Below are 13,502 nucleotides of genomic sequence, written 5' to 3' on the forward strand. Positions count from 1 at the left end.
GAGAATCAGCCCTCGGCCTGTTCGGCAGCGGCTTCTTCAGCAGGCGCTTCTTCGGCGGCAGGCGCTTCGGCAGGTGCCTTGGCGGCTTCTTCGGCGGCGATGCGGGCTTCTTCCGCCTCGGCCAGCTTGGTCGCGCGATCTTCGGCGCGGTCCTTGGCCTTCTGGCCCGGCACGCCCTTGTTCGGGTTGTTGCGCACGATCCGCTCCTTCACGCCAGCGGCGTCGAGGAAACGGGCGACGCGGTCGGTCGGCTGGGCACCGGCGGCAACCCAATGCTTCGCGCGTTCCACGTCCAGAACGATGCGCTTTTCGTCGCCCTTGGGCAGGACGGGGTTATAGCTGCCGATGCGCTCGATGAACTTGCCATCACGCGGCGCGCGGCTGTCGGCCACGACGATGCGATAATAAGGGCGCTTCTTGGAACCACCGCGCGAGAGACGAATGGACGTTGCCATGGAACTTACCTTTCTGACGTAAACTACGAATATACTTGCATTAATCGTCATGCCGGGCTTGATCCCGCATCCAGAACGGCTGGTCATTCCCACCCGACACTGGATTCCGGTATCCGCCGGAATGACGGGCTACTTCTTCATGAAATTCTGAAAGCCGGGCGGCAGCTTGGGCATGTTGCCGCCCAATCCGCCAAGGCCGCCCAGCCCGGACAGATCGGGCGGGCCGCCCTGTCCGCCGTCGGGACCGCCCAATCCGCCCATGCCACCGCCGGTGAACATCTTGGCCAGCCCTTTAAGGCCGCCCATTTTGCGGATCTTCTTCATCGCGCCTTCCATTTCCTGATGCATTTTCAGGAGCCGGTTGACTTCCTGCACTGTAGTGCCGGAGCCTTTGGCGATGCGGATCTTGCGCTTGGCGTTGATGAGCGCCGGGCGTTCCCGCTCCTTGTGCGTCATCGATCCGATCATCGCGTCGAGATGGATCAGCGTCTTGTCGTTCGCGCCACTATTGGCCATCGCCGCCTGCGCTTTCTTAAGGCCAGGGATCATCCCCGCCAGCGCGCCCAGCCCGCCCATGCGGCGCATCTGACTAAGCTGCGCGCGCAGGTCGTTCATGTCGAACTGACCCTTGGCCATTTTCTTGGCCAGCTTGTCGGCTTCGTCCGCATCGATGCTCTCGGCGGCGCGCTCGACCAGCGACACGACGTCGCCCATGCCCAATATGCGCTGCGCCACGCGCTGCGGATGGAATATCTCGATCGCGTCGAGCTTTTCGCCGGTACCGGCAAATTTGATCGGGCGGCCGGTGACCGCGCGCATCGACAGCGCCGCACCACCGCGCGCGTCGCCATCCATCCGGGTCAGCACTACGCCGGTCAGCGGCACCTGCGCGGTAAAGCTCTGCGCCACATTGACCGCGTCCTGGCCGGTCAGCGAGTCGACCACCAGCAGGATTTCGGCAGGCGTCGCCACATCGGCCACCGCCTTCATCTCGTCCATCAGCGCCTGATCGACATGCAGACGCCCGGCGGTGTCGAGCATCACCACGTCGAAGCCCTGAAGCTTGGCCGACTGGAGCGCGCGGCGGGCGATGTCCACCGGCTGCTGCCCGGCGACGATCGGCAGGGTCGCCACATCGCACTGGGTGCCCAGCACCGCCAGCTGCTCCTGCGCGGCCGGACGCTGGACGTCGAGCGACGCCATCAGCACCTTCTTGCGGTCCTTGTCCTTCAGTCGCTTGGCGATCTTGGCCGTGGAGGTCGTCTTGCCCGACCCCTGCAAACCGACCATCATGATGACGGCGGGCGGGGCCACGTCGATCATCAGGTCCGACGTGTCGGACCCCAGCGTTTCGGTGAGCGTGTCGGACACGATCTTGACGACCATCTGCCCCGGCGTGACCGACCGCAGCACGTCGCTGCCCACTGCCCGCTCGGTCGCCTGATCGACGAACTGGCGCACGACAGGGAGCGCGACGTCGGCTTCCAGCAGCGCGATTCGCACCTCGCGCATCGCGGCGCGGACATCGTCCTCCGTGAGCGCACCACGCCCCCGCAGCTTGTCGAATACCCCACCCAGACGATCGCTCAGCGAATCGAACATCATCACCTCAATTGGCCCAAGGGCCTGAAAATCCGCGCATCCCTGCCAAACGACAAAATCGCCGGTGGGCGAAACCTCGCCAACCAGCGTCCATACAAAGCGCCTGATGCTGACCCGTTTGCCGGGCGCGCGCTCAATGGATATGTCAGGGACCGGACGTCAAACCGCCCGATTGCAGTCGCGCCCTTAGCCCAGCCACGCCCGCGATGCAACTATGACCGTGCAAGCGCCTCCGTCAGCGCAATGACGGGCGGCGTCGCGGCCAGGATCGGGACGGCCAGCCCCTCAATAGCGATCACCGCCGCGCCGATCCAGCAGGCGGCATGCACCCTGCCCCGGCTGCGCAGATCGTGAACCATGGCGACCAGCACGAACAGCAACTGCCCGCTCATCACCGCCAGTCCACCCCATGGACCCAGCAGCGGCATCGGCAATATGCGTCCGAAGGCCGGGCCGATCATCGCCACCATCGCGCACAGCATCAGCCGCTTGTGCCAGTCGGTCCGGCGGCGCAGGCGGATCGCCGCGATCAGCAGCCCACCAAAGGCGGACACTTCCAGCAGGTTCAGAGCCACGAAGATCGTGTCGGGGAAGAAGGGCGGCACCCGGCCCATCCGCACCGACATCGCCGCCGTCCCCAGCGCCAGCGGCACCATCACCACCGCCAGCCCGGCTGCGATCCAGCCAAGCCGCCGGTGCAAGGCCCGCGACCCGCGCTGCGCCAGCACGGCCTGCGCCACGAAGATCAGCGTCCAGGCCATGAACACCGCGCCATGGACATGCACCCAATAGGGCACGCGCGCGATGTCCACCTGCCCACGCAGGGCGAAGGAGCCGAAGCCGCCGATCACGGTCGCCGCGATCGCAACCGCCATCCCGACATGGAAACCATGATCGCGCGCCACCCCATGCGATCCGGTCACGATACGCCCCCGTCCATCCATTGCCGCTACTCCCCCATTTCCGCAATTTTACACCTGTCCCACCACCCTGTCTTGCAAGAAGTCGTCGCATGCCAGCACAGCCCTTGCGCGGGCCGTCGCTTTGGGTCAGCAATCGAGCGACACAGAAAGAATGAGGGGCCGAACATCATGAGCTGGACACGCCGCAAGCCGATGGAGGCGATGACGCCCAGCGGCGACCAGCACCGCATGGCGCGCACCCTGTCCTGGCCGCATCTGCTGGCGCTGGGGGTGGGCGCTATCGTCGGCACCGGCATCCTGACGCTGATCGGCGTCGGCGCGGACCGGGCCGGTCCCGCCGTCCTCCTCTCCTTCGCCATAGCGGGCGCAATCTGCGCCTGCGCCGCGCTTGCCTATGCCGAACTGTCGACCATGATGCCCGCAGCGGGCAGCGCCTACAGCTACTCCTATGTCGTGCTGGGCGAAGGCATCGCCTGGATCGTGGGGTGGAGCCTGATCCTCGAATATAGCCTTGTCGTATCGACCGTCGCGGTCGGCTGGTCGGGCTATGCCGCGCCATTGCTCACCGCGATAGGCTTTCCCGAAGCGCTGACGCAGGGGCCGGAGCTGGGCGGCCTCATCAACCTGCCCGCCATCTTCATCATCGCCGTGGTCGCCGGGCTGCTGATGCTCGGCACGCATGAAAGCGCGCGGCTGAACAGCCTGCTGGTGCTCATCAAGATCGCGACGTTGAGCCTGTTCGTCTGGTTCACCCTGCCCGCCTTCGACGCCCAGAATCTGGAACCGTTCATGCCCTTCGGCTTTGCCAAGCATATGGGACCGGACGGGGTCGAGCGCGGCGTCATGGCAGCCGCCGCAATCATCTTCTTCGCCTTTTACGGCTTCGACGCCATCTCGACCGCAGCGGAGGAAGCCAAGAATCCGGAACGCGACCTGGCCATAGGCATCGTCGGATCGCTGGTCGCCTGCACGCTCATCTATGTGGCTGTCGCCGCCGCCGCGATCGGCGCCATGCCCTTCACCCGCTTCGCCGACAGCCCGGAACCGCTGGCGCTCATCCTGCGCGAAATGGGCCAGGGCAGCGTGGCGCGCATCGTCGCCATCGCTGCCGTCATCGCCCTGCCGACCGTGCTGCTGGGCTTCCTCTATGGCCAGAGCCGCATCTTCCTGGTCATGGCGCGCGACGGCTTCCTGCCGCAAAGCCTCGCCAAAATCTCCAAGCGCGGCACGCCCGCCCGGATCACGATGGTGACCGCCATATTGGTCGCGATCATCGCCGGCCTGCTGCCGATCGACGAGATCGCGGCGCTTGCCAATGCCGGTACGCTGATCGCCTTCACCTCGGTCGGCCTGTGCCTGCTGGTGCTGCGCAAACGCCTCCCCGACATGCGCCGCCCCTTCCGCACCCCTGCCGCCTGGTTCGTCGGCCTCGGCGCGATGGGCGGCTGCGCCTATCTGTTCATCAGCCTGCCGATGCAGACGATATTGGCCTGCCTTGGCTGGAACGCCATCGGGCTGCTCGTATATTTTCTGTATGGGCAGAAGCGGGCTGTGGTGGCGTGAAAAGGATTTAACTTGAGCATTGTTCTTGCCGCACTCGCTACGACCGCATTGTTGCGAGCATCGCCCGCTTCATACCCCGGCACTTGGGCTAGCAATCTAGATTACCCACCCGAAGCCATCCGACTCTCACAAAGAGGGACGGCCTCTTTTCTCGTCTTGGTTTCACCACAGGGCAAAGTGGCCAGCTGCTATATAACGCAGTCCAGTGGCGTTCCAGAACTCGACAAAAGAACCTGCGTGCTGCTGTCCGTCCGGGCATCATTCAAGCCTGCCGCCGATGAAAATGGCCAACCAGTTTATGACACCTACAAAGGGAGTATTAACTGGCGTCATATGGATCGACCAAACCGTAGTCTAGCGCCCAAACCGGAACTGGACGACACCGATTTTGAGCTTCAAGTCGCGAAGCTCCCTAATGGATTACAGCAGCAGCGTGTTGTGGTGATTGTGCGAATGGACACGTCCGGGCGCGTCGCATATTGCGAACATCATCCGCAAACCGCTGTTTCTCCACAATTGGCAGCGGTCGCCTGCGCTCAGGCCAAGGCGGGCTATGTGTCGATAACAAAGGACGCTGCCGACCAGCCAATATCGGTCATCCGCTCTTTACATATATTGTTCAAAGCCGCCGCTGGATAAGCAGTTTTTCCGACGCTCTGGCCTTTTCCCTTCCCCCACATTACATGCGCCCCCATCATGGGACGCTTTTCCAAAATGCATGGCCTGGGCAATGATTTCGTCGTGATCGACGCGCGCGCGCACGCGATCGAGATGACGGAAAGCCGCGCCCGCGCCATTGCCGATCGTCATGCCGGGATCGGCTGCGACCAGTTGATCCTGATCGGCAATGCGGCCGACGCCGACGTGTCGATGCAGATTTTCAACGCCGATGGCAGCGAAGTCGAAGCCTGCGGCAACGCCACGCGCTGCGTGCCGCTGTTCGTGGGCCGCGACGTGCTGATCCGCACGCGGGCGGGCCTGCTGGACGCCAAGGCCGTGGATGGCGGCGCAAGCGTCGATATGGGCGCGCCGCGCTTCGATTGGGATGCGATTCCCTTGGCCTACGCCATGGACACGCTGACCATGAGCGCCAGCTGGGAGGATCTGCCGCCGCCAGCCGCCGTCAATGTCGGCAACCCCCATATCATCTTCTTCGTCGATGATCTGGACGCAGTGGACACCGCCCGGCTTGGCCCGATCATAGAGACGGACACGCTCTTCCCCGCCCGCGTCAACGTCAACTTCGCGCAGGTCGTGGGCGACAATCATCTCCGCCTGATCGTGTGGGAACGCGGCGCTGGCCTGACCCGCGCCTGCGGCACCGGCGCCTGCGCCACCGCCGTCGCCGCCATCCGTCGCAAACTGGTCAGCGGACCCGTGACCGTCAGCCTGCCCGGCGGCGATCTTGTCATCGACTGGGCGCCCGGCGGCACGATCCGCATGACCGGCCCCGCCACCCATGTGTTCGATGGCGAGGCCGACTGGTCACGCTTCTAATGAGCGGCCCGGACATCATCACGCTGGGCTGCCGCCTCAACATTGCGGAGAGCGAGGCGATCCGTGAAATGGCGGGCGGGCAGGACGATCTGATCGTCGTCAACAGCTGTGCCGTCACCGCCGAAGCCGTGCGCCAGACCAGGCAGGCGATCCGCCGCGCCCGCCGCGATCGGCCCGACGCGCGGATCATGGTGACCGGCTGCGCCGCGCAGACCGAGCCGGACACCTTCGCCGCCATGCCCGAAGTCGATGCCGTGATCGGCAACCGGGAAAAGATGGCGGCGGCAACATACCAACCCCCGTTTGGCGCACTGCCAGAGGTCCGCGTCGCCGACATCATGGCCGTGCGCGACACCGCGCCGCATATGGCCAGCGCCTTTGCCGATCATGCCCGCGCTTTCCTGGAGGTGCAAAATGGCTGCGACCATCGCTGCACCTTCTGCATCATCCCCTATGGTCGGGGAAACAGCCGCTCCGTCCCTGCCGGGGCGGTGGTTAAAAAGGCGAAGGAACTGGTCGCGGCGGGCTACCGGGAAATCGTGCTGACCGGGGTGGACGTCACCAGCTATGGCCCCGATCTGCCCGGCAGCCCCTCCCTCGGCCTGCTGGTCGAACGCATATTGACCGGCGTGCCCGACCTCCCTCGCCTGCGCCTGTCGTCCATCGATAGCGTGGAGATTGACGACAGGCTGTTCGACCTGATCGCCCATGAACCCCGCATGATGCCGCACCTCCATCTATCCTTGCAGGCGGGCGACGACATGATCTTGAAGCGCATGAAGCGCCGCCACAGCCGCACCGACGCGGTCCGCATCGTCGATCGCCTCCTCGCCGCGCGGCCCGACATCAGCATCGGCGCGGACATCATCGCCGGTTTCCCGACCGAGGATGAGGCGATGTTCGAAAACAGCCTCGCGCTGGTGTCCGATTGCCGCATCGTCCACGGCCATATCTTCCCCTATTCCCCGCGTACCGGCACGCCCGCCGCGCGCATGCCGCAGGTGGACCGCGCGACCATCAAGGCCCGCGCCGCCCGTCTCCGCGCCGCCTGCGAAGCCCGGCGCGCGGACTGGCTCGCCAGCCTTGTCGGCACCCGTCAGTCGGTGCTGGTCGAACGCAGCGGGCTGTCCGGCCATGCCGAAAATTTCGCCCCGGTGCGCTTTGCGACCCCGCAGACCCCCTCCGCGATTCTGCACGCAACGATCACCGGCCTTGAGAATGGCGCGCTGATCGCGCAAGAGGCGCAGTAATGACCGATAATGCAATTTCCTGGCGCGATCGCCTGTTCGGCGGCCTGAAGCGCACATCCGACAAGCTGGGCGAAAATCTCACTGGCCTGTTCGGCAAGGCGGCGCTCGACAATCAGACGCTGGACGAGATTGAAGAAGCCCTGATCATGACCGATCTTGGCCCGGCCATGGCCGCCAGGGTGCGCGACCGATTGGCCGAAGGCCGGTTCAACAAGGAACTGACAGAGGAATATCTGCGAGAGATTATCGCGGAAGAGATTGAGAAGGTGCTGGCCCCCGTTGCCCGCCCGCTGGAGATAGAGGCTTTTCCCCGCCCGCAGGTCATATTGGTGATCGGCGTCAATGGCTCCGGCAAGACGACCACCATCGCCAAGCTGGCGCATAATTTCCTGGAACAGGATTATGGCGTGATGCTGGCGGCGGGCGACACGTTCCGCGCGGCGGCCATTGGTCAGCTCAAGGTCTGGGCCGACCGGCTCGGCATCCCCATCGTCGCTGGCAAGGAAGGCGGCGACGCGGCGGGCATCGTGTTCGATGCGGTCAAGCAGGCGACGGCCACCGGCATCGACGTGCTGATCGTCGACACGGCGGGCCGCCTCCAGAACAAGACCGAACTGATGGACGAACTGGCGAAGGTGCGCCGCGTGCTGGGCCGATTGAACCCGGCCGCCCCCCACGACGTTGTGCTGGTGCTGGATGCCACGACCGGACAGAATGCATTGAACCAGATAGAGGTTTTCAAGGAAGTCGCCCATGTCACCGGTCTGGTCATGACCAAGCTGGACGGCACCGCGCGCGGCGGCATGCTGGTCGCGGCGGCGGAGAAATATCGCCTGCCGATCCATGCCATCGGCGTGGGCGAAAAGATCGAGGATCTGCGCCCCTTCGATCCGGGCGACATGGCGCGGGCCATCGCCGGGACTGCCTATGCACGGTGACATCGCCGTCATGCCGGACTTGATCCGGCATCCAGAGTCCGCCACGCAGCGCTTCGACGCCCTGGATCCTGACGTTCGTCAGGATGACGATAGGAAAAACAGCCATGGCTGACACCAAACCCGCCCAACGCCCCGGACATGGGGGCACGCTTAGCCTGGCGCTCGATTTCGGGCCGCTGCTGGTCTTTTTCCTGGGCTATAAATTTCTGGGGATGATCGTCGGCACCGCAGCCTTCATGGCGGCCATCGTCGTCGCGGTGATCGTGTCGAAATGGAAATTGGGCAAAGTCTCGCCCATGCTCTGGCTGTCCGCCGCGCTGGTGCTGTTTTTCGGCGGCCTCACCATCTATTTTCATGATCAGCGTTTCATCCAGATCAAGCCGACGATCATCTACAGCTTTTTCGCGCTGATGCTGTTTGGCGGGCTGATGCGCGGCAAGCCGCTGCTCAAATATCTGCTTCAGGCCGCCTATGATGGCCTGTCCGAAACAGGTTGGCGCAAATTGTCGCGCAACTGGGCGATCTTCTTCGTCGCCATGGCGATCGCCAATGAAGTGATGCGCCGCACGATGAGCTTCGACAGCTGGCTGGCGGTCAAGGTATGGGGCGTGACCATCGTGTCGGTGGTCTTTGCCGCCGCCAACATCCCCATGCTGATGCGCCATGGCCTCAATCTGGGCGACCGGCTGGACAGCGACGAAATTGGCGGCACATCGCCACCGCAGGGCTGAACGGCCGCCGCGCAAGGCCCGACAACCCGACCTGTAAGTCTAGGCGATCGTTACGCTGATGTCACATGGATATTTCCGTAGATGAAAAGCGAAAATATCCTGTTTTCGGTCGCGTAATAAGCCTGCTAGTGGCACGGAGCCTTCAGGTCGCAGTTTCGTTATGCGATCGTCCCCATCAACGAACCGAGGAGTTTTCCCATGGCTTTCACGCTGCCAGACCTGCCCTATGCCAAGGACGCTTTTGGCGAAATCCTGTCGGCCGAAACATTCGACTATCACCATGGCAAGCACCACAACGCCTATGTCGTGAAGGCCAATGAACTGGTCGCCGCCGACGCGTCGCTCCAGGGCAAGTCGCTGGTCGAGCTCATCAAATCGTCCAAGGGCGGTCTCTTCAACCAGGTCGGCCAGATCTGGAACCACAGCTTCTACTGGCTGTGCCTGTCGCCCGAAAAGAAAGCACCGTCGGGCAAGCTGCTCGACATGATCAACGACAGCTTCGGCTCGGTCGACGCCCTCGTCGACAAGCTCAAGGCCGAAGCCGTTGGCCATTTCGCCAGCGGTTGGGCCGCGCTCGTCCTCAAGGACGGCAAGCTGGAAGTGACGTCCTACCACGACGCCGACACGCCGGTCGCGCATGAAGGCCATGCGCCGCTGCTGATCCTCGATGTGTGGGAACATGCCTATTATATCGACTATCGCAACCTGCGCCCGGCCTATGCCGAAAAGCTGCTGAAGGAAGCGATCGACTGGGACTTCGTCGCGCTCAACCTGGATGGCGAAGGCGTCAGCCGCGCCGACCAGCCGGGCTGATTCAACGGCCATGGCCCTGCGTTCTTGCGACGTGGGGCCATGGCCGAATTCCGTACCGGAATGACGGGTTTCGAAACGCTTTTTTAAATCGCCTCGACCATCATCGGCTTTCCGTGGGTACGGAAAGGGTGAAGCGATGGACATGACCGAATTGCGCCGGCAGCATGACGAGATCAGCCACACAGCGCACAGACTGGCGCTGGCGACCGCCGATCATGCAAACCCGCGCAGCGTCGGCGCGATACGCTGGCAACTTGCGCGCCAGCTCATGGGGCATCTCGCGCTGGAGGACCGCATCCTCTACCCGGCGCTGCAACGCGCCGACGACGCGCATACCCGCACCACAGCCGCCGCCCTCCAGGCCGAAACCGGCGCGCTCGCCGAAAGCTTTTCCAGCTATATGACCGCGTGGAGCGACGATCGCGTCGCACGCGAATGGGCCGATTTCTGTATCGCGACGCAGGCCATTATCCGCGCGCTGACCGAACGGGTCGACCGCGAGAACCGCACCCTCTACCCCCTCGCCGACAGGATCGACAACAGCGCCCCGCCGATCGCCCGCGCCGGCTGACCGGGTCAGGCAGCTGGCGGCGTCAAGGCCAGCGTCCGCGCCAGCTCATCCAGATCGGCGCCGGGCCGGACCAGCAGCCACTCCCGGCTGGCCGCGCCGTTCACCACCGTCACCGCGCCCTTGGGACACACGCCCAGGCAACTGACCTCGATGATGCCCGCCGCGGCCTTGCGTCCTTTCTTCAACGACAGGTGCCGCCGCAGCGCCTTGGCCAGCCGCTCGTCGCCATCGGGGCCAAAGCCGCCATCCAGTTTCTTTTCGCATTTGCGGCAGACAAGGATGGCATTCTGCCAGTTGGACCGGACCAGATGTTTCAATCCACCGCCCCGCGCGGCTTCCACGTCCGCCGTTCTTCCGCCGCGCGCAGCACTTCATAGGCGGCCTGGATCGTCTGGAAGCGGGCGGCGGCCTGCGTGTCGCCGGGCTTGACGTCGGGATGATTTTCCTTGGCCAGCATCCGCCAGCTTTTCTTCACCGCCTCGAAATCGGCGTCATCCTCCAGGTCCAGCGCCTTTAGCGCATGGAGTTCGTCGCGCGACCGGCTGCCATCGCCCGGACCGCCCCAGCTATGATAGGCGCTGCCCTGATAGCCGCCTGCGTCGCGCCGCTCGTCCCGCTCGCGCTGTTCGCGCTCTTCCTGGTCCAGCCCCTGAAAATAGTCCCAATTGCGGTTATATTCCCCGGCATGTTCGGCGCAGAAATACCAGCGTTCCGGGCTGTTGGGGGATTTGGGCGCGGGGCAGTCGCCCGGCTTGTCGCACCCGAAACGGTCGCACATACGCACGCGCTGCGCCTCACGCGCTGCGCCATAGGCACGCCAGCGGGGAAATCCCCAGTCATTGGATCGGCTGTTTCGTGCCATTTGCCCGAATTAGGGAAGGTGCGGACGGAATGCCAGCCCATCGCGCCATATTTTGAACATGCGCGAAAGAGCGCATTTTGACGCCCGTACCAGCGGCAATACTCAAATAAATGCCAGAGGGCCTGTAAGCCGGGTTCTGTCCACCCCGTCAAGCCGTGAAGCCGGCGGGGATAGGCGACCATTCCTCTAGGGAACGGATTGCTCCGTTCCTCAAGCAACCAACCCGGACGGTCTCGGTCGAAACAGACCTAGCAGCATGAAGCTGCGCGCCGCCCCTATTCGGTCTTGCTCCCGGTGGGGTTTACCATGCCGTCTTGCGTTGCCGCAGACGCGGTGCGCTCTTACCGCACCCTTTCAATGTCACTGGGTCGAAACCTTAGCGACCTGCTTTCTGTTGCACTGTCCCTTGGATCACTCCAGCCGGTCGTTAACCGGCACCGTCATTTCGTGGAGCCCGGACTTTCCTCGCCGTGGAAGTTACCCGCCACGCCGCGGCCGCCCGGCCCTCTGGCGCGACGGTTCCTAGCCTCGTTCCGCTATCGCGTCACCTGCTTATTCATCGCCCCTTGGCTTGGGCAGCAGCAAAGCCAGCAGGATGGCGCGACATTCACCGCAAATCACCCCGTCGATCAGTTCGGGACGGAAGCGTCGCTGGAACGCCACCACCGCCGCCTGCGGATCGGCGATGTCATAACCAAACCGTTCGAGCGCCAGCATGAAGCCGCCATCGGTCCAGTGCGGGTCCATCAGATTCTTGGTCGGGCGCGGCAGGGCCAGCCGCAACCGCGCCAGTTGCCCCCAGGGGAATAATTCGCCCGGATCCTGCTTGCGCGCGGGCGCAATGTCGCTGTGGCCGACGATGTTGCCGCGGGTGATGCGATGGCGCTGGACGATGTCGTGGACCAGCGGGATCAGCGAACTCATCTGGGTTTCGGGAAAGGGCCGATAGCCCCATTCATGCCCCGGATTGACAATCTCTATGCCGATGCTGGCGCTGTTGACGTCATCCACCCCGCGCCAGTGGGACCGTCCCGCATGCCAGGCGCGCTTGGCTTCGTCGACCATGCGGATGATCTGGCCATCCTCGGTCACGACATAATGGGCGGAAACCTTGGATTCGGGATTGGCCAGCCAGTTGATCGCGCTCGCCGCGTCCGGCATCCCGGTATAGTGCAGCACCAGCATCGTGACCAGCAGGCTGCGCTCGTCGAAATTGGGCGACGGCGTTTCGATTATCGGCAGCTCGTTCATCATGCCCTTTCGGCCCGCCCGTGCAGTCGCGCGGCCTTGGCACGACATTGGCGCAGCGCGGCGCGGCAATCAAGCATGGTTAAAGCAGGCGCGAAGCTTTAACCCGCCCGCCGCACCCGGCCGATCGCGCCCTCCGGCAAGGCCGCCTGCCGCGCATAGGCGCCGCGAAATTCGGAATGGGCAATGAAATCATCGCCTTGCCCCATCACCGTTTCCCCCGCGCCCAGCAACAGGACCGATCCCGCATGGCTGTGCCGGGCCAGCAGCGACAGCACCGCCTGCCGCCGTTCGGGCGTGAAATAGAGCAGCACGTTGCGGCAGAGCAGCAGGTCATAGGCGCCGGTCGGCGCTTTCGCATCGAACAGATTGTCGTGGCGGAAATCGATCATCCGCCGCAATTCGGGACTGGCGCGCCAGTCGTCGCCCGACGGTTCGAACCATTTGAGCAGGTCGCCCACTGCCAGCCCGCGCTGCACGTCCATTTGCGAAAATATGCCCGACCGCGCCTGATCGATCGCGGCGGTCGAAATGTCGGTCGCCATGATCTCGATCCGCCATCCGCTCCAGCGCGCCGCGTCGTTGCGCAGGCGGATCGCCAGCGAATAGGCTTCCTGCCCGGTGGAACAGCCCGCGCTCCATATGCGCAGCGTCCGGTCGGTCTTGGTGGCATGGATGGCGGGCAATATCTGCCGCTGGATCATGTCGAAAATCTGAAGGTCGCGGAAAAAGCTGCTTTCATTGTTCAGCAGCGCATCGACGACATGCTGTTCCAGCCGCGCGTCGCCCTTGCGCAGTAACCGGGCGGCCAGTTCGTCCATGTCGTTCAGGCCATGATTGCGCAGCACGGGCCGCAGCGCGGTTTCCATTCGCCAGGCCCGGCCCTCGGTCAATATCTGCCCGGTGCGCGCTTCCAGCAGCCCGGACAGGATGCGCGCCGCGCCCTGGAGTGTCGATGCGGGCGTGGGAGGCATGACCATCAAACAAGAACCTTTCCGCGCCGCGACACGAAATCCATAATGGCATGCGGTTCCATCACCGCGCAGGGC

At 64.1% G+C, this 13,502-nt stretch carries 15 protein-coding genes and 1 other RNA gene; 8 read left to right on the forward strand and 8 right to left on the reverse strand.

What is annotated here, in order from left to right:
- Nucleotides 1-5 precede the first annotated feature (5 nt).
- From rpsP to SX1_RS17155, 3 genes are all read right to left on the reverse strand, one after another.
- Nucleotides 6-455, reverse strand: coding sequence for a 30S ribosomal protein S16 (gene rpsP, locus SX1_RS17145; protein WP_019053981.1), 450 nt, complete (start codon nucleotides 453-455; stop codon nucleotides 6-8).
- Nucleotides 456-584: 129 nt separating this feature from the next.
- Entirely contained in the window at nucleotides 585-2,060 is a 1,476-nt protein-coding gene (gene ffh / locus SX1_RS17150; protein ID WP_019053982.1) for a signal recognition particle protein, read from the reverse strand.
- A 209-nt stretch (nucleotides 2,061-2,269) separates the two neighbouring features.
- Nucleotides 2,270-2,980 carry a hypothetical protein gene (locus SX1_RS17155; RefSeq protein ID WP_255209786.1) on the reverse strand — a complete coding sequence of 237 codons (711 nt, stop codon included), beginning with the start codon at nucleotides 2,978-2,980 and terminating at the stop codon, nucleotides 2,270-2,272.
- Nucleotides 2,981-3,148: 168 nt separating this feature from the next.
- On the opposite strand from SX1_RS17155, the gene SX1_RS17160 reads away from it, so the two are divergent.
- The 8 genes from SX1_RS17160 (at nucleotide 3,149) to SX1_RS17195 (ending at nucleotide 10,343) form a co-directional block, all read left to right on the forward strand.
- Entirely contained in the window at nucleotides 3,149-4,543 is a 1,395-nt protein-coding gene (locus tag SX1_RS17160; protein ID WP_019053984.1) for an amino acid permease, read from the forward strand.
- 12 nt (nucleotides 4,544-4,555) lie between these two features.
- A complete protein-coding gene (locus SX1_RS23865; RefSeq protein ID WP_081609976.1) occupies nucleotides 4,556-5,182 on the forward strand; it encodes an energy transducer TonB in 627 nt (208 codons plus the stop codon).
- Nucleotides 5,183-5,239: 57 nt separating this feature from the next.
- Nucleotides 5,240-6,040: a diaminopimelate epimerase gene (gene dapF / locus SX1_RS17165; protein ID WP_019053985.1), complete on the forward strand. Its 801-nt coding sequence runs from the start codon at nucleotides 5,240-5,242 to the stop codon at nucleotides 6,038-6,040.
- Complete coding sequence (gene mtaB / locus SX1_RS17170) at nucleotides 6,040-7,290, forward strand: tRNA (N(6)-L-threonylcarbamoyladenosine(37)-C(2))-methylthiotransferase MtaB (protein ID WP_019053986.1); 1,251 nt, start codon at nucleotides 6,040-6,042, stop codon at nucleotides 7,288-7,290. The genes dapF and mtaB overlap by 1 nt, the downstream gene beginning before the upstream one ends.
- Nucleotides 7,290-8,228, forward strand: coding sequence for a signal recognition particle-docking protein FtsY (gene ftsY, locus SX1_RS17175; RefSeq protein WP_017181055.1), 939 nt, complete (start codon nucleotides 7,290-7,292; stop codon nucleotides 8,226-8,228). The genes mtaB and ftsY overlap by 1 nt, the downstream gene beginning before the upstream one ends.
- 104 nt (nucleotides 8,229-8,332) lie before the next feature.
- The gene (gene ispZ, locus SX1_RS17185) at nucleotides 8,333-8,959 is read left to right on the forward strand and encodes a septation protein IspZ (protein ID WP_017181053.1); all 627 of its coding nucleotides are present in this window, start codon (nucleotides 8,333-8,335) and stop codon (nucleotides 8,957-8,959) included.
- A 198-nt stretch (nucleotides 8,960-9,157) separates the two neighbouring features.
- Complete coding sequence (locus SX1_RS17190; protein WP_017181052.1) at nucleotides 9,158-9,772, forward strand: superoxide dismutase; 615 nt, start codon at nucleotides 9,158-9,160, stop codon at nucleotides 9,770-9,772.
- A 136-nt stretch (nucleotides 9,773-9,908) separates the two neighbouring features.
- Complete coding sequence (locus SX1_RS17195) at nucleotides 9,909-10,343, forward strand: hemerythrin domain-containing protein (RefSeq protein ID WP_019053988.1); 435 nt, start codon at nucleotides 9,909-9,911, stop codon at nucleotides 10,341-10,343.
- A gap of 5 nt (nucleotides 10,344-10,348) precedes the next feature.
- On the opposite strand, the gene SX1_RS17200 is transcribed toward SX1_RS17195, so the two are convergent.
- The 5 genes from SX1_RS17200 to SX1_RS17215 all read right to left on the reverse strand — a co-directional run bounded on the left by SX1_RS17200 (nucleotide 10,349) and on the right by SX1_RS17215 (nucleotide 13,433).
- Entirely contained in the window at nucleotides 10,349-10,684 is a 336-nt protein-coding gene (locus SX1_RS17200; protein WP_019053989.1) for a hypothetical protein, read from the reverse strand.
- Nucleotides 10,657-11,205: a J domain-containing protein gene (locus tag SX1_RS17205; RefSeq protein ID WP_019053990.1), complete on the reverse strand. Its 549-nt coding sequence runs from the start codon at nucleotides 11,203-11,205 to the stop codon at nucleotides 10,657-10,659. Before SX1_RS17205 ends, SX1_RS17200 begins: the two co-directional genes overlap by 28 nt.
- Nucleotides 11,206-11,314: 109 nt before the next feature.
- An RNA gene (gene rnpB / locus SX1_RS23545) (RNase P RNA component class A) lies at nucleotides 11,315-11,716 on the reverse strand.
- A 41-nt stretch (nucleotides 11,717-11,757) separates the two neighbouring features.
- Nucleotides 11,758-12,456 carry an N-acetylmuramoyl-L-alanine amidase gene (locus SX1_RS17210; protein ID WP_026149863.1) on the reverse strand — a complete coding sequence of 233 codons (699 nt, stop codon included), beginning with the start codon at nucleotides 12,454-12,456 and terminating at the stop codon, nucleotides 11,758-11,760.
- A 98-nt stretch (nucleotides 12,457-12,554) separates the two neighbouring features.
- Nucleotides 12,555-13,433 carry a CheR family methyltransferase gene (locus SX1_RS17215; protein WP_019053992.1) on the reverse strand — a complete coding sequence of 293 codons (879 nt, stop codon included), beginning with the start codon at nucleotides 13,431-13,433 and terminating at the stop codon, nucleotides 12,555-12,557.
- Nucleotides 13,434-13,502 lie beyond the last annotated feature (69 nt).

The sequence above is a fragment of the Sphingobium xenophagum NBRC 107872 genome (assembly GCF_000367345.1).
Classification (GTDB): domain Bacteria; phylum Pseudomonadota; class Alphaproteobacteria; order Sphingomonadales; family Sphingomonadaceae; genus Sphingobium; species Sphingobium xenophagum.

Bases quoted from the DNA above. Each gene is read 5' to 3' on its own strand.
- rpsP (WP_019053981.1), bottom strand. From the start codon at position 455: ATGGCAACGTCCATTCGTCTCTCGCGCGGTGGTTCCAAGAAGCGCCCT.
- ffh (WP_019053982.1), bottom strand. From the start codon at position 2,060: ATGATGTTCGATTCGCTGAGCGATCGTCTGGGTGGGGTATTCGACAAG.
- SX1_RS17160 (WP_019053984.1), top strand. From the start codon at position 3,149: ATGAGCTGGACACGCCGCAAGCCGATGGAGGCGATGACGCCCAGCGGC.
- dapF (WP_019053985.1), top strand. From the start codon at position 5,240: ATGGGACGCTTTTCCAAAATGCATGGCCTGGGCAATGATTTCGTCGTG.
- mtaB (WP_019053986.1), top strand. From the start codon at position 6,040: ATGAGCGGCCCGGACATCATCACGCTGGGCTGCCGCCTCAACATTGCG.
- ftsY (WP_017181055.1), top strand. From the start codon at position 7,290: ATGACCGATAATGCAATTTCCTGGCGCGATCGCCTGTTCGGCGGCCTG.
- ispZ (WP_017181053.1), top strand. From the start codon at position 8,333: ATGGCTGACACCAAACCCGCCCAACGCCCCGGACATGGGGGCACGCTT.
- SX1_RS17190 (WP_017181052.1), top strand. From the start codon at position 9,158: ATGGCTTTCACGCTGCCAGACCTGCCCTATGCCAAGGACGCTTTTGGC.
- SX1_RS17195 (WP_019053988.1), top strand. From the start codon at position 9,909: ATGGACATGACCGAATTGCGCCGGCAGCATGACGAGATCAGCCACACA.
- SX1_RS17205 (WP_019053990.1), bottom strand. From the start codon at position 11,205: ATGGCACGAAACAGCCGATCCAATGACTGGGGATTTCCCCGCTGGCGT.
- SX1_RS17210 (WP_026149863.1), bottom strand. From the start codon at position 12,456: ATGAACGAGCTGCCGATAATCGAAACGCCGTCGCCCAATTTCGACGAG.
- SX1_RS17215 (WP_019053992.1), bottom strand. From the start codon at position 13,433: ATGGTCATGCCTCCCACGCCCGCATCGACACTCCAGGGCGCGGCGCGC.